General features: G+C 73.6%; 16 protein-coding genes and 1 pseudogene. 10 read left to right on the plus strand and 7 right to left on the minus strand.

All coding sequences use genetic code 11. The features are described 5' to 3' along the window. Window positions 1-24 precede the first annotated feature (24 nt). Window positions 25-2,664, minus strand: a complete 2,640-nt coding sequence (locus ACTWQH_RS17805) for an SUKH-4 family immunity protein (protein WP_443287575.1) — start codon at window positions 2,662-2,664, stop codon at window positions 25-27. A 10-nt stretch (window positions 2,665-2,674) separates the two neighbouring features. Then, a complete protein-coding gene (locus tag ACTWQH_RS17810) occupies window positions 2,675-3,661 on the minus strand; it encodes an HNH endonuclease (protein ID WP_443287576.1) in 987 nt (328 codons plus the stop codon). A 119-nt stretch (window positions 3,662-3,780) separates the two neighbouring features. On the opposite strand from ACTWQH_RS17810, the pseudogene ACTWQH_RS17815 reads away from it, so the two are divergent. The 3 genes and pseudogenes from ACTWQH_RS17815 to ACTWQH_RS17825 form a co-directional block, all read left to right on the plus strand. Further along, window positions 3,781-4,341, plus strand: a pseudogene (locus ACTWQH_RS17815) (YwqJ-related putative deaminase); the annotation flags it as partial. 72 nt (window positions 4,342-4,413) lie between these two features. Further along, complete coding sequence (locus tag ACTWQH_RS17820) at window positions 4,414-4,944, plus strand: SUKH-3 domain-containing protein (RefSeq protein WP_443287603.1); 531 nt, start codon at window positions 4,414-4,416, stop codon at window positions 4,942-4,944. A gap of 173 nt (window positions 4,945-5,117) precedes the next feature. Continuing rightward, complete coding sequence (locus ACTWQH_RS17825; protein ID WP_443287577.1) at window positions 5,118-7,121, plus strand: polysaccharide pyruvyl transferase family protein; 2,004 nt, start codon at window positions 5,118-5,120, stop codon at window positions 7,119-7,121. A gap of 52 nt (window positions 7,122-7,173) precedes the next feature. Here ACTWQH_RS17825 and ACTWQH_RS17830 read toward each other — a convergent pair whose 3' ends face one another. The 3 genes from ACTWQH_RS17830 to ACTWQH_RS17840 all read right to left on the minus strand — a co-directional run bounded on the left by ACTWQH_RS17830 (window position 7,174) and on the right by ACTWQH_RS17840 (window position 10,257). Continuing rightward, window positions 7,174-8,187 carry a nucleoside triphosphate pyrophosphohydrolase gene (locus ACTWQH_RS17830; RefSeq protein WP_443287578.1) on the minus strand — a complete coding sequence of 338 codons (1,014 nt, stop codon included), beginning with the start codon at window positions 8,185-8,187 and terminating at the stop codon, window positions 7,174-7,176. A gap of 34 nt (window positions 8,188-8,221) precedes the next feature. Continuing rightward, window positions 8,222-8,893, minus strand: coding sequence for a SurA N-terminal domain-containing protein (locus tag ACTWQH_RS17835; RefSeq protein WP_443287579.1), 672 nt, complete (start codon window positions 8,891-8,893; stop codon window positions 8,222-8,224). Between the two features lie 74 nt (window positions 8,894-8,967). Continuing rightward, on the minus strand, window positions 8,968-10,257 hold the full coding sequence (locus tag ACTWQH_RS17840) for a DUF6716 putative glycosyltransferase (RefSeq protein WP_443287580.1): 1,290 nt from the start codon (window positions 10,255-10,257) through the stop codon (window positions 8,968-8,970). Between the two features lie 640 nt (window positions 10,258-10,897). Between ACTWQH_RS17840 and ACTWQH_RS17845 the strand changes: the two genes are divergently transcribed. From ACTWQH_RS17845 to ACTWQH_RS17860, 4 genes are all read left to right on the plus strand, one after another. Next, complete coding sequence (locus tag ACTWQH_RS17845; protein WP_443287581.1) at window positions 10,898-11,686, plus strand: ABC transporter ATP-binding protein; 789 nt, start codon at window positions 10,898-10,900, stop codon at window positions 11,684-11,686. Continuing rightward, complete coding sequence (locus ACTWQH_RS17850) at window positions 11,683-14,286, plus strand: ABC transporter permease (RefSeq protein ID WP_443287582.1); 2,604 nt, start codon at window positions 11,683-11,685, stop codon at window positions 14,284-14,286. The genes ACTWQH_RS17845 and ACTWQH_RS17850 overlap by 4 nt, the downstream gene beginning before the upstream one ends. Before the next feature lie 196 nt (window positions 14,287-14,482). Then, window positions 14,483-15,406, plus strand: coding sequence for a sulfotransferase domain-containing protein (locus ACTWQH_RS17855; RefSeq protein ID WP_443287583.1), 924 nt, complete (start codon window positions 14,483-14,485; stop codon window positions 15,404-15,406). Window positions 15,407-15,427: 21 nt separating this feature from the next. Next, entirely contained in the window at window positions 15,428-16,402 is a 975-nt protein-coding gene (locus ACTWQH_RS17860) for a magnesium transporter CorA family protein (protein ID WP_443287584.1), read from the plus strand. A gap of 51 nt (window positions 16,403-16,453) precedes the next feature. Here ACTWQH_RS17860 and ACTWQH_RS17865 read toward each other — a convergent pair whose 3' ends face one another. After that, on the minus strand, window positions 16,454-17,542 hold the full coding sequence (locus tag ACTWQH_RS17865) for a LacI family DNA-binding transcriptional regulator (protein ID WP_443287585.1): 1,089 nt from the start codon (window positions 17,540-17,542) through the stop codon (window positions 16,454-16,456). Between the two features lie 173 nt (window positions 17,543-17,715). Between ACTWQH_RS17865 and ACTWQH_RS17870 the strand changes: the two genes are divergently transcribed. The 3 genes from ACTWQH_RS17870 (at window position 17,716) to ACTWQH_RS17880 (ending at window position 22,291) form a co-directional block, all read left to right on the plus strand. Beyond that, complete coding sequence (locus ACTWQH_RS17870; RefSeq protein WP_443287586.1) at window positions 17,716-19,677, plus strand: glycoside hydrolase 5 family protein; 1,962 nt, start codon at window positions 17,716-17,718, stop codon at window positions 19,675-19,677. A gap of 6 nt (window positions 19,678-19,683) precedes the next feature. Continuing rightward, window positions 19,684-20,934, plus strand: a complete 1,251-nt coding sequence (manD, locus tag ACTWQH_RS17875) for a D-mannonate dehydratase ManD (RefSeq protein ID WP_443287587.1) — start codon at window positions 19,684-19,686, stop codon at window positions 20,932-20,934. Window positions 20,935-21,049: 115 nt separating this feature from the next. Beyond that, a complete protein-coding gene (locus ACTWQH_RS17880) occupies window positions 21,050-22,291 on the plus strand; it encodes a serine hydrolase domain-containing protein (protein WP_443287588.1) in 1,242 nt (413 codons plus the stop codon). Here the strand turns inward: ACTWQH_RS17880 and ACTWQH_RS17885 are convergent. Then, a complete protein-coding gene (locus tag ACTWQH_RS17885; protein ID WP_443287589.1) occupies window positions 22,288-22,767 on the minus strand; it encodes a hypothetical protein in 480 nt (159 codons plus the stop codon). The genes ACTWQH_RS17880 and ACTWQH_RS17885 overlap by 4 nt on opposite strands. Window positions 22,768-22,816: the final 49 nt, after the last annotated feature.

Genomic DNA, 22,816 nt, shown 5'->3' on the forward strand with positions numbered 1-22,816 from the left:
GCGTTGGTTGAGGGGGTCGGCAGGCTACAGCAGCCCGTCCCACATCTGCTCCAGGAGCACCGACCACCAGCTCTCGGGGTCGGCGACCGCCTGCGGGTCGAGCGCCGCGAGCTGGGCCTGGAAGTCGGTGGTCCAGCGGCCCGCCTGGTCCGGGGTCAGCCCGTACCGCAGCCGCCACATCCGGCCCAGCAGGGCGAGGCAGCGGGCGAACTGCGGCAGCGAGGCGTTGACGAACTGCGGCGGCACCGGCTGGCCGCCGGGGCCCGCCTCCAGCGGCACCGCCACGATGTACGCCGTGCCGTACTGCACGCACAGCTGGCGGCCGAAGTCGGTGCCCATGACGAGGTACGAGCCGGCGTCGGCCGTCGGCTGCACGCCGCGCTCCGCCGCCACCTCGGCCAGCGTCGGCACGGGGCGGCCCGGCTGCGCCATCGCCCAGAAGAACGGGTTGATCTCCAGCGGCAGCCCGGCCCAGGTCAGGGACTGCGTCACGATCTCCGGAACCCCCTGCCGCGAGGCGGACTGCGGGTCGTACCGGAAGACGCCCTGGGGGCCGAACGCCTCGGCCAGCTCCTGCCCGATCACGTCCAGGCCGATGGCGGGTGCGGGCTGGGCCTGCGGCAGCGGCGCCCGCACGGGGGCGGAGCGCGGCGGGCCGTCGGCGAACTGCTGGAGCTCGTCCTGGTGCTCGACCAGGTGGCGTACGCCCGCCTGACGGGAGGCGAAGTCCTGGCCGTACGCGGCGGTGTGGGTGATGCGGACCTGCGGCCAGGTGTCGCGGACCATGCGGGCGCAGTAGCCGCCGGGCAGCTCGCAGGACTGGAGCTCGGTGTGGAGCTCCAGCACGGCCTGGGGCGGGACGTTCATGGCGCGCAGCTCGTAGAGGATCTGCCACTCGGGGTGGGGCATGCCGGGCGCGGAGCGGCGGATGAGCTGCTGTTCCGAGCCGTCGGGCGCGCGGTAGCGGAGGACGGCCATGTAGCCGGAGCCGACGGTGGGCTGGTCGGACTGCGGGTAGCCGTAGCCCCCGGCCGGCGCGGCGGGCGCGGCCGGCGCGGCCGGTGCGCCGGGCACGCCCTGGGGTGCGAAGACGGTCGCGGCCGCGTGTACGCCCTGGCCCTGACCCTGGTCGGGGGCCGGGGCGGGGCCCGGCGCCGGGGTGCCCGCGCCCTGCGTTGGGGACTTGAAGTCGTCGACGGACACCATCTGGGTCGGCACGTATCCGCTGGCGTCGGCTCCGGCGCCGTCGGGCGACGGGCGGGAGCCGGGCGTGCCCGGCGCCCCGGGCGGCGGCGGGACGGGCGCGCCCGCGCCACCGCCGCCGCCCGGGCGGGACGGGGGACCGGAGGCCTTGGCCGTGTCGGCGCTGGCGAGGTCGGCGGCGCCCCCGGCGGGCGGGGCCGGTGTGGCCGGTGTGGCCGGCGCGGCCGGTGACGCGGGGGCGACGGGTGCTGCCGGCGCGGGCGGGGCCCCGGGGGCACCCGGTCCGTGCACGGGCGGGGGCAGCGGCGCGGCGGGAGCGCCCGGGGGAGCCGCGGGCGGGGGAGCCCCGGGCGGCTGCTGCTGGCCTCGCATGGAGGGGTGGACGGCGGTCTTCGGCAGCGAGCTGCCCTGCGGCATCACCGCCGTCTTGGCCTCGGAGGGCACCGACGGCGGCGACGCCGCGTCGTCCCCGTCCTCGACGACGGGCGGCGAGAACACGGTCATCGGCGGCGCCACGGACTCCGCGTCCGCCCCGCTGCCCGAGGTGTCCATCCACGGAGAGGCGGGCGGGCCCGCCTGCGCCTCCGCCGGATCGGGCGCGGGGGGCGCGGGCCACGGCGACGCGCCATCGCCGCCGCTCGACGACGATCCGTCCGGTCCGGAGCCCGGCGTGCCCGCGCGATCCCCGGCGCCGCCCGGCGTACCGCCGGTGCTCGACGGCGATCCGGCCGGCGCGCCCCAGGGCGGCGCCGCGGGCGCCTGCCCGGGCGTGCCGGAGTCGGGGCTCGCGCTCCACGGGGCGCTGCCCGCGCCCGCCCGCGGTCCCTCAGAGCCGCCGGAGGCACCGGAGGCGGCCGGCGCGCCCCAGGGGGCGTCCCCGGCGCTGCCGCCGCCCGACGGCGTTCCGGTCGATCCGGTCGAACCGGCCCGGGCGTCCCCACCGCCCGAGGCCGCGTCTCCTGGTGCGCCCGCGCGGTGCCGCGCGCCGCCGCCGCTCGACGGCGACGCCGCTGTCCCGGCGGACGCGCCGGGCGTCGCCCACGGCTGGCCGCCCCCCGAGGCGCCCGCGCCCGCGCTCGCGCCCGAGCCCGCGTCCGCCGCGCGGTCCGCGGCCTCCTGCAACCACTGCGGCGGCGTCAGCAGGAACGACGTCGCCTCCAGGTCCATCCGCTGCGGCGCCGCCGGCTCCTCCTCGCTCAGGGAGGACGGGCCCGTGCCGTACTGCTCCTCGTAACGCCGGATCACCTCGCTCACCGGCAGCGCCGGCCACAGCGTGGTGTCCCCGCTGTCCCGCGCGATCACCAGCTTCCCGCCGCTGGCCTGCCCGCCGCTCGCGTCCTCCGCCCAGGCCACGAAGCCCAGGTCGAACTCCCGCACCCGCACCTCCCGGCGCGGCTGGACCGCGGGCGAGCCGTTCACCCACCGCTCGGCGCGCTCCTGCGCCTGCGCGAACGTGACCATCGACCGCTCCTCACTCACTCCGCACCGGGACGGCGTGGGCGAACCCGCCGTCCACCATCAGATTGGCGACGGTCTCCAGCTCCGGCGGGCTGCCGACCAGCCGCAGCAGAAAAGCGTCGAAGTCCGCGCCGCACGGCATCAGCAGCTCGCCGACCCGCCGTTCGATCGTCAGCCCGTCCCGGTCCCTCGCGTCGTCGTACGGGCACAGCCACACCGTGCCGACGCCCTCGCCCTTCACCTTCACCGCGATGATGCCGCCGTGCACGAACGCCACCCCCAGGTAGTCCTTGGTCAGGTGGTCGCGCAGGCACTTGTTGATGTACACGAGGTCGTTGACGGCGGCCTCCTCGCGCAGCGTGAAGAACGGCTGGTCGATGAGGAGGCCCAGCTCCGCGTCGAGCGCGAAGCCGACCGGCGCGCAGCCGCCCGCCGCCTTGAGGAAGGAACGGTACGCCTCGGGCAGCCGGTACCCCAGCTTGTCCTCGGCCGCCCGCACCCGGTCCTCGGCCACCGCCACCGTGTGCGGCACCCCGAAGTGCACCGGCCGGGTGTCGGCCAGCGGCCGGGTGCCGCGCTTGCTCTGGTCCACGTCCGTCGTCGCCAGCCCGCCGTGGTGGCGCAGCAACGCCTTCACCTCCGCCGGGACCAGCTCCAGGCGGCGGGTGCGGGCCACGTGGTGCCAGGTCCAGCCGTGCGGGGTGGCGACGGGCGGCAGGTCCGCCCACAGCTCGTGCCCGGCGGCGTGCAGGGCGGCGTTGGCCGAGACGTAGTCGGTCAGCCGCAGCTCGTCGATGCCGAAGCCCTCGGGCGGCTCGGCGATCTCGGCGGCGGCCCTGGCGTAGGGCGAGAAGTCGGGGAAGCCGCCGGCGTCCACCCGCACGCCGTGCGGGTAGCGGGCCGCCCGCACCGGGTCGGGAAACTGCACAACCTGCCCGGCGTAGGCGCGGTTCGGTGGCGCGGCCTGGTGAGCCTGCTGTCCGAGCCGACCTGTCGTCATGGCGTTACGCCCCCTGATACCCCGATTTCCGTTTCCGCTGCTCCCGACAGCCTATGGGGTCGCCGTGGGAGTGGCACGGCCCCCGCCCGCCAGCCGTGTGGGCCAGGCGTGGGCCAGGCATGGGCCAGGCGTCGGCCAGGCGTGAGCCGGCTGCGAGGAGGTCCGGGACGCGCCTGGGCCGCCGGGGGAGCCGTGTGGGAAGCTACCCAGCGCGGGAGTGGTCCCGCACGGGGGAGAGAGTGCGATCGCGCGTGATATCGGACTTTCACAGTCGAACGGCGGGCCCCGGCGCCGCGGATTCCGCGGGCGCCCGGCCCGTACCGCTGCTGCGGCACCGCCGCGACGGCATCCTGCCCACCACCGCCGCGGCGCTGTCCCTGCCCTCCCGCGAGCAGCCGCTGACCGGCACCGCCAGCCGCGCCGTCGGCGTGCCCGAGCTCCACCCCGTGGTCCGGGACGTCCTCGACGACCTCGGCGCCGGGCAGCGGGAACGCCACATCGGACGCTGCCCCGAGGCCGCCCTGCTCTCCCGCTGGCTGGCCGGGGCCGGGGCGGCGACGCTGGAGGAGGCCCGGCGGGCGCTGGACGGCTCCGGCATCACCACCCGCCACATCCGGGAGGACGGCGACCCGCAGCACGGCGCGTACGCCCCGCACTGCCGCCCCTGCACCGTGCTTCTCGCCCGCCTCGGCGTGCGCAGCTTCAGCAGCACCGACCCGGCGGCGACCGGGGCGGGGCCCGCGGCGTGGGGGATGCCCGGCACCGAGACCTGGGGCGGCGGGCTCGCGACGGGCGGGCCCTGGTCCGTCGGCACGGTGGAGCAGGCGCTGGCCAACGCCGGGTGGCGGGCGGGACGCCGGCACGCGGCCCAGGCCGAGCAGTGGGCCGACGCCCTCAGCGCGTACCGCTCGCCGCTGGGCCACCCGCACACCCTCTTCCCCGCCGCCTTCGAGGTGTGGGCCGAGTTCGGCAGCATGCGCCTGCACCCCACGGGGCCCGGCGTGGCCTACGCCCCCAGCCCGTTGATCATCGACCCGCTGCGCGGCCTGCACTGGACCCGCACCCTCGGGGACCTGGGCCAGGCGCTCGGCACCGAGCTGTGCCCGCTGGGCGAGGAGGGCGAGGGCGGCGGCACCGCGCTGCTGGCCATCGACCGCGAGGGGCGGGTCTACTGCGTCGACCACTCCGGCGACTGGTTTCTCGGGCCCGACGTGCATGCCGCCCTCACCACGCTGCTGACCGGCGCCGCGCCCGAACGCCTGCGCACGGCGGACGGCACATGACGCCAGGGACGGCTGGTCACCCGCCGGACGCCCGGCGTTCACCTTCGCTGTGCCCTGGCCACATCTGCACCGCTACGGTGGGGGACACTGCGGCATGAGAGCGTCGGGCGCGCATCGAGCGAGCACCGGGCGAGTATCGGCGAGTATCGGGTGAGGCGGAGGGAACCGTGAACGTGACCGGGAAGAGACGGATCGCGTTCGCGGCGTACGCGGACGCCGACCGGCTGCCCGCGCTGTCGGCACTGCTGCGCTCCCTCGCGCTGTCCAACCCGGGCGTCTGCGAGGACTTCCTGGTGCTCCACCCGGGCCTGGACGACGCCGAACTCGACCCGGCCCGGCGGCTCCACCCGCGGATCGTGCCGCGCAAGACCGGCGAGGGGCCGCCCGGCGGCGCGGCCCCCCATCTCGCTTCGCTCGGGCCGGGCGGCGACCCCGACTACGACACGGTCATCGCGCTCGACACCGACACGCCTGTGCGCCGCGACATCGCCGAACTGCTGCGCGACCGCCGCCCGGTCGTGCCGTTCGTGCCGGATGACAAGCCGGAGGGGGCGGTGGAGGAGGCAGCGGACGCCTCCGAGCCGTCCGAGCCGTCCGAGCTGGAGTTCTACGCCGCGTACTGCGCGCTGCCCGGCGCCAAGGCCCCGGCGCTGCTGCTGCACTGCGCCCTGCCGCTGCTCGCCGGCGCCTCGCGCGGGGGCAAGCCCAACGCCGCCCTGGCCCGCACCGTCGGCAGCGTGCTGTACCAGCAGGGCCGCTACGACGAGGCCGTCGAGGTGCTGACCCCGGCCGCCGCCGACCCGCGCCGCGCCCGCGTCCAGGAGGCCCTCGGCAGCGCGCTGATGGCCGTCTCCCGCTACGGGGAGGCCGAGACCCACCTGACGCTGGCCGCCGCCGACCCCGCGGTCGCGCCCCGCGCCTACCTCCAGCTCGCCCGCCTCGCCTGGCTGCGCGGCGCCGACGCCGAGGCCCATGCCCACGCCCGGCGCGGCCTGGACGCCGACCCCACCGACGCCGCGCTGCGCACCATCCACCGCCGCACCGGGCCCAAGGCCCCGCCGGAGAACGCCGCGCCGCCCGCCGAGCAGGTCGCCCACGTCGCGCTCCACGCCGACGGCCGCGACAACGCGGGCGACAAGGTGCTGCCCGAGGCGGTACGCCGCTGCTTCGGCCCCGAGACCGGCCCGGCGCGCTGGCACCCGGTGCCGGTCCACCGGCTGGTCACCGACGCCGTCCTCGCCGAGCTCAACGCCCGCCGCGGCGTCATCGTCGGCGGCGGCGGCCTCTTCCTCCCCGACACCTGGCCCAACGGCAACAGCGGATGGCAGTGGAACATCCCCGAGGAGATGGTCAGCCGCATCACCGCGCCCCTCGCGATCTTCGCCGTCGGCTTCAACGTCTTCGACGGGCAGCACTTCGGCGCCTCGCGGCTCGCCGAAAGCCTCACCGCCGTCGTCGGGCACGCCGGCTTCTTCGGGCTGCGCAACCGCGGCTCGGTCGAGCGCGTCCGCGAGCTGCTGCCCGCGGAGCTGCGGGACCGGGTGCGCTTCCAGCCCTGCCCGACGACCGTGCTGCGCCACCTGATCCCCGGCTGGTCCGACCCGGCCGACGGCGAACGCCTCGACGTGACGCTCCTCAACTGCGCCTACGACCGGGCGGGCCTGCGTTTCGGCCACGACTACGGCCACTTCCTGGCCCAGATGGCCGAGGCCATCCGCCGCCTGAGCGCCCGCACCGAGGTCCGGTACGCCCCGCACTCGCCCTCCGACGAGCGCTTCGTCAACGACCTGCGCCGCGAGCACGGGCTGACCATCCCCGTCGAGCCGCTGTACGACCTGCCCAACGCCGAGCTGCTCGACGTCTACCGCCGGGTCCGGCTGGTGATCGGCATGCGCGGCCACGCCACGATGATCCCGTTCGGCTGCGGCACGCCGGCGATCAGCCTGATCTCGCACCCGAAGATGGCGTACTTCCTCGCCGACGTCGAACGCCCCCGGTGGGGCGTCTCCGTCCACGCGACGGACCTGGCCGACCAGCTGACGGAGCGGGCGGCGGGGCTGCTCGACGACCACGCGGACGCCGTCGCCGACGTGCACGAGCGGCAGCGGGAGCTGCTGCGCGTGACCCGCGAGAACACGTCCGAGGTCGCGCGCCTCTTCGCCCTCCCGACGGGATAGCCCCCGGTTTCTCCCCGCCCAACGGAGGGCCGGGGGCGGCGCCCCCGGAGGGCTAGCGCTCCGCCTCCGCCGCGCGGATCGCGTCGCGGTACGCCCGCGCCGCCGTCCGCAGCGCCGTCTCGGGGTCGACCCCCGCCGCCTCCGCCTCCGCCGCCAGCTCCAGCAGGCGCTGGCCGAAGCCGTCCCCGGCCGGCCGGATATCGAGTCCCGCCGCCCGCGCCCGCCCCGCCAGCTTCGCCGCCAGCGCCAGCCCGGGCTGCGCCAGGGGAACGCCGTCCGTCACCGACTCCCGCCGCTTCTCGGCCGCCTTGGCCCGCAGCCACAGCACCTCGACGTCCTCCGCCGTCTCGGCCCGCTCGTCGCCGAAGACGTGCGGGTGGCGGCGTATCAGCTTGTCCACGATCGCCGCGGCCACGTCGTCGATGCCGAAGGGCTCCTCCGCGTCGTCCTGCGCGATCCGGGCGTGGAAGACGACCTGGAGCAGCACGTCCCCCAGCTCCTCCCGCAGCTCCTCCCGGTCCCCGGCCTCGATGGCCTCGACCAGCTCGTACATCTCCTCCGGGCCGTACTTCACCAGGTCCTCGTGGCTCTGCACCGAGGTCCACGGGCACACCGCGCGGATGCGGTCCATCACCTGCACCAGGTCGAGCAGCCGGGCGCCGGGCAGGTCGTACGAGCCGGGCAGCAGCTCCAGCGCGGGCAGCGCGGGGGAGCGGCCCGAGCCCGCGAGCGCCGCCAGCTCGCCTGTCAGCCGCGGCTCGCCGTCGGCGCCGGCGAGCACCACGACGGTGCGCCCGCCCGCGCACTCCGCCACCAGCTCCCTCGCCCCGGGGGCGGCCACCTCGACCGCGACGCCCGCCTCCTTCACGAACGGCAGCTGCGGATGCGCGGGGTCGCGCACCAGCACCCGGTCCGCCTCGCGCAACGCCTGCCACGCGGGCCAGGACAGCACGCCGGGCGCCACCCGGTGGCTGGTGGTCAGCAGCACGATCCGCCCGGGATCGCTCGCGGCACCGGGCGCGGCACCGGGCGGGCCATCAGGCGCGGAGGAAGGATCAACGGTCACGCGTCGAGCGTAACGGCAGGCACCGACACTCCGGTTACGCGGCGGTGTCCTCCGTGACGCGCAGCCACGGCAGCTCGTTCTCCGTCAGCGAGAAGGCCTGCGCGTCCCACTCCCCGTACCGGGGGTTGATGTCCACGCCGATCTCCTCGGCGGTGTCGGTCAGCAGCCGGGTGACGCGCATCTGGCCCTCGGGGTCAGCCCCCGCGCCGATCGCCTCGGCAATGCCCGAGATCAGCAGGTTGCTGCGGAGCACCATGTCGATCTGCTCCCCGGCCAGCGGCATCCCCTGGGCGGGGACGAGCGCCGACTGCCGCAGCTCCTCCGCGCCGCCCACGCTCGCCTCGGCCTGCTGCCGCGCCTGCTGCACGTCGCGGCGGGTGACCTCCACGCCCTGCTCGGCCGCCGCCTGCTCCACGACCTCCATGCGGACCAGGAAGGCGACGGTCTCGCGGGTGAGGGTGTTGGAGCGGGCGATCAGGTCGTCGGCTTCCGGCAGCTCGCGCTGCGCGTCCCGCACCGTCTCCACCTGCGACTGCACCTCGGACAGCGAGATCCGCTGCTCGCCGACGACGGCTGCGGCCCCCGGGTGGGCGTCGGTCGAGCAGCCGCTGAGCAGCGGGACGGACGCCAGCAGGGCGGCGGCGGAAACGGACAGGGCGGCGTTACGGCTGCGACTGCGGCGAGTGCGGCTGCTGCGGCGCTTCACTGGCTCTCCTGGCTCTCCCGGTTGAACCTGGGCCCTCATGTTGACGCGGCTGGTTGACGTGCGTGTGGCCGATCCTAGCCGTTGGCCAGCCGGCGGATCACGGGGGCCACCCGCTTGCGGCCCACCTTGTACAGGCCGCCCGCGGTGCGCCGGATCAGCCGCCGCGTCGCCGTCGGCGTGACGGGCTCGGGCACCGGCAGCGGGCGCCCGCTGAGCCCGAGGCCGCGCCTGCCCAGCAGCGACTCCAGGTAGTCGGAGGCGTTCTGCGGCGTGTAGTACGGCCGCACCCGCGGCAGCGTCGGACGCGAGCGCAGCAGCCGCAGCCGGGCGCGGGCCGTCAGGAACGGGTCGCGCTGCCCGATGCCCCGGCTGGCCGCCCACGCCAGGTCGGCCTTCGGGACCAGCCCCTCGTCGAGCTGCGACCAGGAGGCCAGGCAGCCGGAGTGCACGAAGTAGTGGTTGCCGTGGGCCTCCCGGACGCCGTAGTCGGTGAGGATCGCCGTCGGGATGCCACGGTGTATGGCCTCCATCGCGGCGGTCGAGCTGACGGTGACCAGCAGGTCGGTGCGGTCCAGGGCCTCGCCCATGTCGCCGTAGATCACGCTGAGGTTGGGCGGCGGGTCCGGCAACTCGTCGAAGAGGGTCTGGTAGGAGTGGCGTTCGATGTGGGTGACGGCCTCGTCCGGCCGGTTGCGGAGCTTGATCAGCACCTCGCGGTCGGGGAAGAGGCGGGCGTGCCGCTGGAGCTTCTCCAGCATCTGGCGGCGGGCCGCGCGGGTGTTGGGGACGGTGGGCTGCACGGCGAAGCAGACGGTGAACGGCCGGTCGCGTCCGACCGCCGACGGGTCGTGCGGGTCGCCGCCGATGAACGGCAGCCCCGACTCCACCACGCAGTCCGGGTCGGCGCCGACGCTGGCGTAGATCTCGCGGAACTGCCGGGCGTCGTGGGAGCAGTTGGCGAGCACCATGTCCGAGCCGATGCGCAACAGCAGGCCGTCGACGAGGTTCTCGTACACCACGCCGACGTAGCCCGAGACGGTGATGGGGCGTTTGGGCCTCCCGTCCCACGACATCCCCAGGCTGTGGAGGAGGGTGAGCACGGTGCCGCCGATGGTGCCGAAGATCACCAGGTCGGCCTCGGCCACGGCCGGGTCGTCGACGAGCTCGCCGTAGGTGACGACGCGGCTGGTGTCGGGCACCACGCCGACCTCCGCGATCTGCCGCTCGGACGGGGTCGTCGACGTGTAGAGAAAGCGCGCGTCAATGGCGTAGTCGGGTGCCAGCTTCCGGGCAACCAAGGCAGCCCACTTCCAGCGGCTGTCCGAGTCTGCGAGCACGACGGCGCGAGGTGCAGCGCTTCCCATCCGTTGAGTCCCTTCAGCGGGACTCGCGTCCCGTGTCCTTGGGGGCAGACGTGCGGGGACGCGCCCCCGCACGGCACAGCAGCGTACCGCCTGGTTGCCTCGGGCGGTGGTGCGGGATGAGGGGACACGGCGGCGGGTCGCGCGCCGGCGAGGTCCCCGGCGCGTTTCCCGGGCCCTCACCAGCGAGGAATTCACGCCGCCGCTTGCATTCCGCCGCGCCCGCCGGAATGCCGGCGGCGGCGCCCTGCTGAAACTCCCCGACAACTCCCCGACATGAGCGCGAAGGTGGAACGCCGAACTCGCAAGCCGAACTCGCCATAGGTCACCGGATCCGCGCCGGGCGCCTCTCGCCGGAGAATCCCGCGATTCGCGCGCGATTCGCGCGCGAATCCGGTGGGTGCTTCATGAATTGCTGATCGCGGGCCATTCGGGTTCACGGGGTTCACGCGGACGGCGTCACGCCTGGGTCGGACCCGCACCCGCCGGATCGTGGTCCTCTGGTGGGGCGTCCCCTAGGGGCGCGTGCGACTTTGGGCTACCCCCCGGCTCGTCCTGCGGCACGACGAGTCGGCGCCGTGGATTCTCTAGGCTGAGTGGGCACCGACAACGCCGGAACGAGTCAAGGGCTGAGGAGAAGAACGTGACGACGGCTGTAGTGGATCCGACGACCGGGGGCAGTGGTGGGAACACAGCCGTCGCCGCACGGGCGGAAAAGGTGGTCAAGGCGTACGGATCGGGCGAGACCCAGGTGATGGCGCTGGACGGGGTCACCCTGGACGTGCAGCGGGGGGCGTTCACCGCGATCATGGGCCCCTCCGGGTCGGGCAAGTCGACCCTGATGCACTGCCTGGCCGGGCTCGACACCGTGACCTCCGGCCGCATCTGGATCGGCGGCACCGAGGTCACCGGGCTGAGGGACAAGAAGCTGACCAAGCTGCGCCGCGACAACGTGGGCTTCATCTTCCAGGCGTTCAACCTCCTCCCGACGCTGAACGCGCTGGAGAACATCACCCTCCCCATGGACATCGCCGGGCGGAAGCCGGACAAGGAGTGGCTGGACCGGGTCATCTCCACGGTGGGGCTGGCCGAGCGCCTCAAGCACCGGCCGAGCGAGCTGTCCGGCGGCCAGCAGCAGCGCGTCGCGGTGGCCCGCGCCCTCGCCGCCCGGCCGGAGATCATCTTCGGGGACGAGCCCACCGGCAACCTGGACTCCCGCGCTGGCGCCGAGGTGCTGGGCTTCCTGCGCCGCAGCGTCGACGAGCTGGGCCAGACCATCGTCATGGTCACCCACGACCCGGTGGCCGCCGCCTACGCCGACCGCATCGTGTTCCTCGCCGACGGCCGCATCGTGGACGAGATGACCGACCCCACCGCCGACCGGGTGCTGGACCGCATGCGCAGCTTCGACGCCCAGGGGCGGGTGTCGTGACCGTCCTGAAGACCTCCCTGCGGAGCTTCTTCTCCCACAAGGGCCGGATGGTCCTCTCCGGGATGGCCGTGGTCCTCTCGGTCGCGTTCGTCTGCGGCACGCTCGTCTTCACCGCCACGATGAACTCCACGTTCGACAAGCTCTTCGCCGAGTCCGCGTCGAACGTGATGATCGCGCCCTTCGAGGAGGAAGAGGAGAGCTCCTTCGACGAGGGCTCGTCCACCGGGGTGCCCGACAGCGTGCCCGCCGGCGTCGCCGACGAGGTGTCGGGCGTCGAGGGCGTCGAGCGCGTCACCGGGACGGTGGCCTCCACCTTCGTCACGGCCGTCGACAAGGACAACGACAACGTCGGCCCCAGCGCCGGCGGGCCCACGATCCTCGCCAGCTGGAGCGACATCGAGCTGCGCACCATGGAGATCACCGAGGGCCAGGCGCCCTCCGGCTCCAGCGAGGCGATGATCGACTCCGACACCGCCGAGAAGCACGACCTGGCGGCCGGCGACCCGCTGCGGCTGCTGACCATCTCCGGCGACTACGAGGTGACGATCAGCGGCATCGCCGAGTTCCAGGTCACCAACCCCGGCGCCACCCTCGTCTACACCGACCTGCCCACCGCTCAGGAGTTCGCCCTGAACGGCGAGGACCGGTACACGCAGGTCTATGTCGACTCCGACGGCTCCGTCACCGACGAGCGGCTGAAGGCGGGCGTCGCCGACGTGATCGGCGCCGACACCTACAAGCTCCAGACGGCCGACGAGTACATCGAGGAGAACCGGGACGAGATCGGCCAGATCATGGACATCCTGGAGTACGTGCTGCTCGGCTTCGCCGGCATCTCGCTCCTGGTCGGGATCTTCCTCATCGTCAACACCTTCTCGATGCTGGTCGCCCAGCGCACCCGCGAGATCGGCCTGATGCGGGCCATCGGCTCCAGCCGCCGCCAGGTCAACCGCTCGGTGCTCATCGAGGCGCTGCTGCTCGGCGTCTTCGGCTCGATCATCGGCTTCCTCGTCGGCATCGGCCTGGCCGTCGGCCTGATGGCGCTGATGGGTGCCCTCGGCATCAACATGTCCACCGAGGACCTCACCATCGACCCCTCGGTGCCGATCACCGGCATCGTGCTGGGCGTCATCGTCACCCTGCTCGCGGCGTACATCCCCGCCCGCAGGGCCGCGAAGATCAGCCCGATGGCGGCGCTGCGCGACGCGGGCACGCCCGGCGACGTGCGGGCCGGGCGGGTGCGGGCCGGGATCGGCGCCGCGCTCACCCTCATCGGGCTCGCGGCGCTGGCCAGCACGGCCGCGGCCGACGAGGCCGCCGCCGGGAGCGGGCCGCTGGCGCTGGGCGTGCTGCTCAGCCTGATCGGCCTCATACTGGTCGGCCCGGCCCTGGTGGGCCTGGTGGTGCGGGCCATCAGCGCGGTGCTGCTGCGCGGCTTCGGCCCGGTCGGGCGCCTGGCCGAGCGGAACGCGCTGCGCAACCCGCGCCGCACCGGCGCCACCGCCTCCGCGCTGATGATCGGCCTGGCGCTGGTCGCCGGCCTGTCGGTGGTCGGCTCCTCGATGGTGGCCTCGGCCACCGAGGAGATCGACGAGTCGCTGGGCGCCGACTACATCATCAACACCAGCAACTTCACGCCGATCCAGCCCAACGCCGGCGACGCGCTGACGTCCCTGGTGGACGAGGGCAAGCTCGACCACGTCACGGAGTTCCGCGACGCGGAGGCGGAGGTCACCCTCCCGGACGGCGACACCACCGAGAAGACCATCGGCGTGGCCGACCCCACCTACGCCGAGGACTTCTCCTCGGACGTGGTGCAGGGCGACTTCGCGGCGGCGTTCGAGCCCGGCGGCATCGCCATCGGCGCCGACACCGCCGACGGGCACGGCGTGGGCATCGGCGACGAGCTGACGGTCGCGTTCGACGACGGCGACACCGCGACGCTGACCGTCCAGACGATCCTGTCGGAGAACAGCGCCGTCGGGAACGGCTCGTGGTACGTCAGCACCGAGACCGCCCGGTCGCACGTGCCCGAGGACAAGCTGAGCCTGCCGATCATGATGTTCGCCTCGGCGGCCGGCACCTCGGACGAGGACAAGGACGCGGCGCGCGCCGCCGTGGACGCGGCGATGGAGCCGTACCCGCAGATGGAGGTCAACGACCAGGCGGAGTTCAAGGACCTGATAAAGAGTCAGGTCGGGATGCTGCTGAACATGGTCTACGGCCTGCTGGCGCTGGCGATCATCGTGGCGATCCTCGGTGTGATCAACACCCTCGCCCTGTCGGTGGTGGAGCGCACCCGCGAGATCGGCCTGATGCGCGCCATCGGCCTCTCGCGGCGGCAGCTGCGGCGCATGATCCGGCTGGAGTCGATCGTGATCGCGCTCTTCGGCGCGCTGCTGGGCCTCGGGCTCGGGATGGCGTGGGGCGCGGCCGGCCAGCAACTGCTGGCACTGGAGGGCATGCCGGTCCTGGAGATCCCGTGGGGCACCATCATCGGCGTCTTCATCGGCTCCGCCGTGGTCGGCCTGCTGGCCGCCCTGCTCCCGGCGTTCCGCGCGGGCCGGATGAACGTGCTCAACGCCATCGCCACGGAGTAGCCAGGGCGGCGGCCCTTGTGACCGGGCCCGGCCCGGCCCGCCCCGCTCAGGGGGTGGGCCGGGCCGGGCCCGCGTCGTATGCCCGGCGGGCGTGCTCGGCCTTGGGGAGGTTCCCGCTGCCCCACTCGGCGCGTTTCATGAACCCCCGTTAAGGCGCCATTGCGCAGTGTTAAACGGCCACCGCACACTGCCGTGTATGGACAAGTCAATAAGCCCGAAGTGGCCCCCGCGGCGCGCGTACCGGACCTTCTACACCGACAGCACGCGCTGGGAGCGGTACGAGCCGCGCCCCGGCGACATCGTCGTCTCGACCCCGGCGAAGGTCGGCACCACCTGGACGCAGCGGATCGTGTCGGTGCTGGTCTTCCAGAGCCCGGAGTTACCCGCGCCGCTGCTGGAGATCAGCCCCTGGCTCGACGCCACCTTCGTGCCGCTGGACGCCATGCTCCAGGGGCTCGCGGGCCAGGAGCACCGGCGTTTCATCAAGACGCACCTGCCGATGGACGCGTTGCCGGTCTACGAGGAGGTCTCCTACCTGGTCGTCGGCCGCGACCTGCGGGACGCCGCCCTCTCCACGCACAGCCACGCGCTGAGCCTGAACGACGCCGAGATCGACTTCGTGACCCCGGCCGGCGAGGACGTGCACACCCCCGAGTCCCCCAAGGTCACCGACGACGTCCACACCTACTGGCGGGACTACTTCACCCGCAGCTCCCTCCCCTGGGAGTCGGACGGCTGGCCCTACAACTCGCCCACCCACCACCTCGCCTCCTGGTGGGAGCACCGCGACGAGCCGAACATCCTCTTCCTGCACTACCAGGAGATGCTCGACGACCTCGACGCCCAGATGCGCCGCGTCAGCGCCTTCCTCGGCATCCCGGTCGACGAGGCCCGCTTCCCCGAGCTGGTCGCGGCCTGCACCTTCGACACCATGAAGTCCCGGGTCGAGGAGGTGATCCCCGATCAGCTCGCGCAGTCCGCCCCCGACTGGAAGCTCTTCCGCAAGGGCCGGAGCGGTCAGTGGCACGACCGGTTCGACGCGGAGGAGCTGGGCCTGTACGAGGCGGCCATGGCGCGGCTTCCGGCGGACCTCCGGGCGTGGCTGGCCCGCACCGCCTGACGGAGGCCTAAAGTCGGGTGAATGGCGCATAACCGGCTGTACCGCAACGGCTCGCTCGTCGCGGAGGACATCCCGATCCGGGACATCCCCCGCCGGCTGGCCGACCCCGCGACCGTGGTGTGGCTCGACCTGTACCAGCCGTCCCCGCGCACGCTGGAGCGGATCGGCGCGGCGTTCGGCATCCACGAACTGGCCCTGGAGGACGCCGGAAAGGGGGAGCAGCGCCCGAAGCTGGACCACTACCGCAGCCACCAGTTCCTCAGCGCCTACCAGGTGGAGATCGACCGGCACAGCGGCGCGCTGCGCACCACCGAACTGGGCGTCTTCCTCACCCAGCGGGCCCTGATCACCGTGCGCCGGGGGCAGGGGGTCGACATGAACGCCGTCCGGGCCCGCTGGGACGACGCGCCGGAGCTGAGCGCGCAGGGCGTCGGCTTCCTGCTGCACGGCCTGCTCGACCACCTCGTGGACGGCTACTTCGACTCGGTGCGGCGGCTCGACGACGCCATCGAGGGGGTGGAGGAGAAGCTGTTCGCCGAGCGCCGCTCGCAGATCGTGGACGTGCAGCACCGCGCGTACCAGCTGCGCAAGTCCCTCGTCCGCCTGCGCCGCGTCGTGCTCCCGATGCCGGAGGTGGTCAACGCCCTGATGCGCCCCGGCCTCGGGGTGGTGAGCGAGCCGCTGCTGCCGTACTTCCAGGACGTCTACGACCACGTGCTGCGGGCCACGGAGTGGACCGAGTCCCTGCGGGACCTGGTGGGGTCGGTGATGGAGACGAACCTCGCCATCCAGGCCAACCGCATGAACGAGATCATGAAGCAGGTCACGAGCTGGGCCGCGATCATCGCCGTCCCCGCCGCCATCACCGGCTTCTACGGCCAGAACCTGCCCTTCCCCGGCTTCGGCGAGCGCGCCGGCTTCGCGACCTCGTCCATCGTCATCGTCGTGGTGACGATCGCGCTCTTCGCGGCGTTCAAACGCCAGGGGTGGCTGTGAGGCGGCGGGCTGCGGGCGGGCGACGCTGGACGGGGCCGAGCTGGGCAGGGCCTAGCGGGGCGCCGGGACCCGCCCGGCGCGGTGGGCCGGGGCCGGGCCGGTGGACTCCCGCACCACCAGGCGCGGCGCCCGCAGCTCCGCCGCCGGGCGCTCGGCGACGACGTCCGGGTCGACGAGGCGGAACATCTCGGTGGCGGCGGCGTGGCCCAGCTCCGTCAGGCCCTGGGACACGGTGGTCAGCCGCGGGTGGACCATCGAGCCCAGCGGCAGGTCGTCGTAGCCGATGACCGACAGGTCCCGGGGGACGTCGAAGCCCATGCGGCGTGCCGCGCTCAGGCCCGCGACGGCCATCGTGTCGTTGGCGAAGAGGATCGCCGTGGGGCGCGGCAGCGGGGCGGCGTCGCTCAGCAGCCGCTCGACGCCGGCCACCGCATCGCGCGGCGTGAAGCCGGTGCTGGCGACGTGGACCGGGGCCAGGCCGTTGCGCGCGAGCGTCTCCTCGAAGACGCGGCGGCGCAGCACCGTGTGCACCCGGTCCTCGGGCCCGGCGACGTACGCGATGTGCTGGTGGCCGAGCGAGCAGAGGTGGTCGACGGCCTGCTCGATGCCCGCGTGCTGGTCGGGGGACTGGACGGAGACCACGGGGTCCTCGCGCCACGGCGCGCCCACGAGCACGGCGGGCAGCCGGAGTTGGCGCAGCAGCTCGAAGCGGCGGTCGCCGATGCGGCTCTCGGTGAGGATGACGCCGTCCACGCGCCGGTCCTGGGCCAGCCGCCGGTACGCGCGCTCCTCGGCGTCGGGCTCCTCGCCGACGATGTGCAGCAGCAGGCCGTAGTCGGCGGGGGCGAGGGCGCGTTCGATGCCGGAGATCAGCACCGAGAAGTGCGGGTCGGTGGCGAGCACGTCGGCCGAGCGGGCCGAGACCATGCCGATGGCCCGGGTGCGGGCGCCGCGCAGCGCCACGGCGGTGGCCGAGGGGGACCACTGGAGCTTCTCGGCGGCCTGGAGCACTCGCTGGCGGGTGGGGGCGGAGATGCCGCTGCGGCCGTTGACGACCTTGGAGACGGCGGAGACCGAGACGCCGGCCAGCGCCGCCACGTCCGCGATCGTCGGCTTACCGGGACTCTTGCGCACCGCCACCCGAGGGCACCTTTCAGACCGTGACTGGGCGAACACCGTACCAGCGGCGGGGCCGCGCCGGGTAGGTAGAACGATGTACTCGTCCAATTCGAGGGCTCGACATCAGATTAGTAAAACGATATATCTATCGGGTTGCTCTCCACTACGGCCACAGAACGGGACGGGACAACGCGATGAGGCGCAACGCCGCGAAGCTTCGGGACGGCACCGTGTGGGTGGGGGTGAACTTCTGGTCGCGCACCGGCGGCCCGCTGATGTGGCGCGACTACCGGCCGGAGGTCATCGACGAGGAGCTGCGCACCCTGCGCGAGCACGGCATCACGCTCACCCGCTCGTTCCTCTACTGGCCCGACTTCATGCCCGCCGAGAACACCCTCGACGAGCGCATGGTGGCCCGCTACGACGACTTCCTCGACCGCCACCACGCGGCGGGCATGACCACCATCCCGACCTTCGTCGTCGGCCACATGTCCGGCCAGAACTGGGACCCGGCCTGGCGCGGCGGCCGCGACATCTTCGCCGACGCCTCCTTCGTCGCCCAGCAGGAGTGGTACGTCCGCACGCTCGCCGCCCGCTGGAAGGACCACCCCGCGATCGCTGGGTGGCTGCTGTCCAACGAGATCCCGATCTACGCCGACTGGCGCTCGCGCGGCATCGGCACCCTCGACCACGCCGCCGTCACCGCCTGGGCGCGCGCCCTCACCGGGGCGCTGCGCGCGGCCGGCGCCACCCAGCCCGTCTCCGTCGGCGACGGCGCCTGGGGCGTGGAGATGACCGGCGCCGACAACGGCTTCCGCGTCCGCGAGCTCGCCCCGTACATCGATTTCCACGGCCCGCACGTCTACCGCATGGAGACCGACGCCGTACGCCAGCACCTGGGCGCCGCGTTCGTCTGCGAGCTGCTCGGCGGCGCGCTGGGCGAGGACAAGCCGGTCATCATGGAGGAGTTCGGCGTCACCTCCGACTACGTCTCCGAGGAGAACGCCGCCCACTACTACCGGCAGGTGCTGCACACCACCCTGCTGGCCGGGGCCACCGGCTGGATCCCCTGGAACAACACCGACTACGACGCCCTGGCCGACCAGGAGCCCTACAGCCACCACCCGTTCGAGATGCACTTCGGCCTCACCGACTCCGCGGGCAGGCCCAAGGAGCAGCTCCGCGAGGTCAAACGATTCACCGAGGTGCTGCGGCGCGTGGACGCCGCCCGCCTGCGCCGCCCCGACACCCGGATCGCGCTCGTCGTCTCCTCCTTCCTGGAGCGGATGTACCCCTTCACCCAGCCCCAGGACGCCACCGGTGTGCTCGCCCACACCCGGCAGGCGTACGTCGCCGCCCGCGAGGCCGACCTGCCCGTCGGCGTCGCCCGCGAGGCCGACGGCCTGCCCGGCGACTGCGCCCTGTACCTGCTGCCCTCCGCCAAGCAGCTCACCGCCCCCGGCTGGCGCCACCTGGTCGAGCGCGCCGAGGCGGGCTCGACCGTCTACGCCTCCTACTTCACGGGCGAGCACGACAACCAGCGCGGCCCCTGGTGGCCGAGGCTGGACGAGACCTTCGGCGTCACCAAGCGGCTGCGCTACGGCCTGACCGACCCCATCGAGGACGACGAGCTGCGCATGGTCTTCGTGCGCGACTTCGGCACCATCGCCGCCGGCGAGGAGCTGGTGTTCCCCGTCGCCGGGACCGAGAACTCCCGCTCCTACCTGCCCGTGGAGCCGACGGACGCCGAGGTCGTCGCCACCGACGCCCACGGCCGCCCCGCGCTGCTGCGCCGCCGCACCGACGCCGGCGGGCAGCTCGTGCTCGCCACCTACCCGCTGGAGCACATGGCCGCCCGCACCCCCCGCGTCAACCCCGAGCCGACCTGGCGGCTGTACGCGGCGCTGGCCGCCGAGGCCGGGGTGGCGCCGGAGGTCACCGTGCCCGGTGAGCCGCGCGTCATGGTGGCGCGCATGGACCACGAGGACGGGCGGGCGTTCGTGTGGTTCGTCAGCCAGCACGACCGGCCGCTCACCGTCCAACCCGCCCTGACCCGGGGCGCCTTGCTGCGCCTGGACGGCGGCGAGAGGCTGAACGCCGTCGAGCTGCCGCCCTACGGGGTCGCCGTCGCCGAACTCACCGACCTCACGGAGTGAACCGACATGCGCATCGCATCCGCCGAGACGATCACCACCAGCCCCGGCCGCAACTTCGTCACCCTGCGCATCACCACCGACGACGGGCTGACCGGCCTGGGCGACGCCACCCTCAACGGCCGCGAGCTGGCCGTCGCCTCCTACCTCTCCGACCACGTCATCCCGCTGCTGACCGGCCGCGACGCCGCCCGCATCGAGGACACCTGGCAGTACCTCTACCGCGGCGCCTACTGGCGGCGCGGCCCGGTGACCATGGCCGCCATCGCCGCGGTGGACACCGCCCTGTGGGACATCAAGGCCAAGGCCGCCGGGATGCCGCTCTACCAGCTCCTCGGCGGCGCCTCCCGCACCGGTGCCCTGGCGTACGGCCACGCCTCCGGCCGCGACATCCCCGAGCTGCTGGACTCCATCCGGGAGCACCTCGCCGCCGGCTACCGCGCCATCCGCGTCCAGACCGGCGTCCCCGGCCTCGGCCCGGTCTACGGCGTCGCCTCCTCCGGCGGAGCGGGCGGCGCGGGCGGGCCGGGCGGCGGCGAGCGCTACGACTACGAGCCGGCCCGCCGCGCCGCCCTGCCCGTGGAGGAGACCTGGGACACCCGCGCGTACCTGCGGCACCTGCCGGGCGTCTTCGAGGCGGTGCGCGCCGAGTTCGGCCCGGAGCTGCCGCTGCTGCACGACGGCCACCACCGCATGACGCCCATTCAGGCGGCGAAGCTTGGCACGTCCCTTGAGCCCTACGACCTGTTCTGGCTGGAGGACGCCACCCCCGGCGAGGACCAGGCCGCGCTGCGCCTCATACGCCAGCACACCACCACGCCGCTGGCCATCGGCGAGGTCTTCAACTCCGTCCACGACTACACCACGCTGCTGACGGAGCGGCTCATCGACTACGTCCGCTCCGCCGTCACCCACACCGGCGGCGTCACCGCCATGAAGAAGCTGCTGGACTTCGCCGCCGTCTACGGCGTGAAGTCCGGCATGCACGGCCCCACCGACGTCTCCCCGGTCGGCATGGCCGCCGCCCTCCACCTCGACCTGGCCATCCACAACTTCGGCATCCAGGAGTACATGCGCCACTCCGCCGAGACCCTGGAGGTCTTCCGCACCAGCTACACCTTCGCCGACGGTCTGCTGCACCCCTCCGACACCCCGGGCCTCGGCGTCGAGCTGGACGACGCGGCGGCGGCCCGCTTCCCCTACGCGCCCGCGTACCTGCCCGTCAACCGCCTCACCGACGGCACCGTCCACGACTGGTGAGGCGGTGAGGTGGGGTCACCGGGGTGGGGCTGCCCCCACCCCAACTCCCCAGCCCGCCGGATGGCCCGCCCCGCCGCCCGCTCCGTAGCGTCAACAGCACGCGCATCGGAGCGAGATGGGGAGGACAACCATGGACCGGGGCGGCACCTTCACGCGGCTTGGCCTGCTGGCGGCGGGTCTGGGACTGGCAGCGGCGACGGCGGGCATCCTGCCCGGGGGCGGCGAGGCGTCGGCGGCGTTGGCCGGGGAGGGGAAGGGCGGCGGCGAGGACGCCGCCGCCCAGCTTCGGCGCGACGCCGAGGCCATACACGCCACCGGCGCGACCGGCGTGACAGCCGCGACGCAGAACGCCGAAGGTCAGGAGGCCGCCGCGCGCGCGGGCGTCGACACGCTCGGCAGCGACCGGCCCGTGCCGCGCGACGCGTACTACCGCATCGGCAGCGACACCAAGACATTCACCGCCGTCGTGGCCCTCCAGCTCGTCGCCGAGGGCACCCTCGGCCTCGACGACACCGTCGAGCAGTGGCTCCCCGGCGTCGTCTCCGGCAACAGCCACGACGGGTCCCGCATCACCCTCACCAATCTCCTCCGCCAGACCAGCGGCCTGCCCGACTACGACGACATCCTCTTCGGCGACCCCGAGGACTTCACCCCGGAGGCGTACCGCGAGGGGCGCTTCACGCTCCACACCAGCCAGGAGCTGGTGGACCTCGCCCTGACCCGGCCGCCCGCCTGGCTGCCCGACGCCGGTGACCCGTCGGCCGAGACCCGCTGGGCCTACTCCAACACCAACTACCTCCTCGCCGGGATGATCATCGAGAAGGCCACCGGCCACTCCTGGGAGCGGGAGGTGCACGAGCGCATCATCGAACCGCTCGGCCTCACCCACACCCTCACGCCCGGCACCTCGGCGTACGTGCCCGAGCCGACCGCGACCGCCTACTCGCTGCTCCCCGGGCAGCCGGAGCCGACCGACACCACCCTGGCCACGGGTCCCGGCCCGGACGGCGCCGTCATCAGCACCAACCAGGACATGAACACCTTCCTCCGTGCCCTCATGGGCGGCGAGCTGCTGCCGCCCGAGCAGCTCGCCGCGATGAAGGAGACCGTCCCGACGGACGAACCCGGCACCGGCTATGGCATGGGCATCTCCTGGGCGCCGCGCTGCGGGGACGGCGAGGGCCTGTGGTTCCACGGCGGCACCTCGTTCGGCACCATCTCGGAGACCGGCGTGACGGACGACGGCAGCGCCGCGGCCACCGCCGCCGTCTTCACCGTCCCCTTCGGCGACCCCGAACGCTGGGACGCCCAGGACGCCGCCAGCCGGCGGCTCATCGACAACGCCCTGTGCCGCTAGGGAACGTCCCGGATGAGCCAGAGCCGGTCCACGCTCGTCCAGTCGTCCATCAGCGTCACCCAGCTGTCGTCGTGGTCCGGGTGCGTCAGCCCCACCACGAAGCGGGTGTCCTTCAGCGCGATCTGGAAGTAGTCCCCCCTCGGGCGGATCACCCACTCGTTGCGCGCCTCGGCCAGGGGCCCGGTCTCCATCAGGATCGGCCCCTGGTACCGGACGTTCTCGTACACCGCGCTGTTCTCCGCCTTGCGCAGCGGCTCGATGTAACGCCCCGTGCCGACGTGCTGGATGGCGAAGACGCCGTCGCCGCTGCCCGTGGGCGTGAAGCGCCAACGGTGGAAGTCGTTCAGCTCGTCGTAGTCCGCGCGCAGCGCCTGCATGTGCTGCCGCTTGTTGATGAACGAATCCGGGATCAGCACCCCCCCGGTGAGGGCGCTCACGATCACCTTCTCGCCGTTGATCAGATCCTCGACCATCATCACCTCGCTGGAGTCGTTGGTGATGTGATCCCCACGCGGCCCACAACTA

The organism is Streptomyces sp. 6N223, from assembly GCF_052246635.1.
Classification (GTDB): domain Bacteria; phylum Actinomycetota; class Actinomycetes; order Streptomycetales; family Streptomycetaceae; genus Streptomyces.

Coding starts and splice junctions, on each gene's coding strand:
- ACTWQH_RS17820 (WP_443287603.1), top strand. CDS start 4,414: ATGCCCGGCACCGAGACCTGGGGCGGCGGGCTCGCGACGGGCGGGCCC.
- ACTWQH_RS17810 (WP_443287576.1), bottom strand. CDS start 3,661: ATGACGACAGGTCGGCTCGGACAGCAGGCTCACCAGGCCGCGCCACCG.
- ACTWQH_RS17805 (WP_443287575.1), bottom strand. CDS start 2,664: ATGGTCACGTTCGCGCAGGCGCAGGAGCGCGCCGAGCGGTGGGTGAAC.
- ACTWQH_RS17860 (WP_443287584.1), top strand. CDS start 15,428: ATGGCGCATAACCGGCTGTACCGCAACGGCTCGCTCGTCGCGGAGGAC.
- ACTWQH_RS17880 (WP_443287588.1), top strand. CDS start 21,050: ATGGGGAGGACAACCATGGACCGGGGCGGCACCTTCACGCGGCTTGGC.
- ACTWQH_RS17840 (WP_443287580.1), bottom strand. CDS start 10,257: ATGGGAAGCGCTGCACCTCGCGCCGTCGTGCTCGCAGACTCGGACAGC.
- ACTWQH_RS17885 (WP_443287589.1), bottom strand. CDS start 22,767: ATGATGGTCGAGGATCTGATCAACGGCGAGAAGGTGATCGTGAGCGCC.
- manD (WP_443287587.1), top strand. CDS start 19,684: ATGCGCATCGCATCCGCCGAGACGATCACCACCAGCCCCGGCCGCAAC.
- ACTWQH_RS17870 (WP_443287586.1), top strand. CDS start 17,716: ATGAGGCGCAACGCCGCGAAGCTTCGGGACGGCACCGTGTGGGTGGGG.
- ACTWQH_RS17855 (WP_443287583.1), top strand. CDS start 14,483: ATGGACAAGTCAATAAGCCCGAAGTGGCCCCCGCGGCGCGCGTACCGG.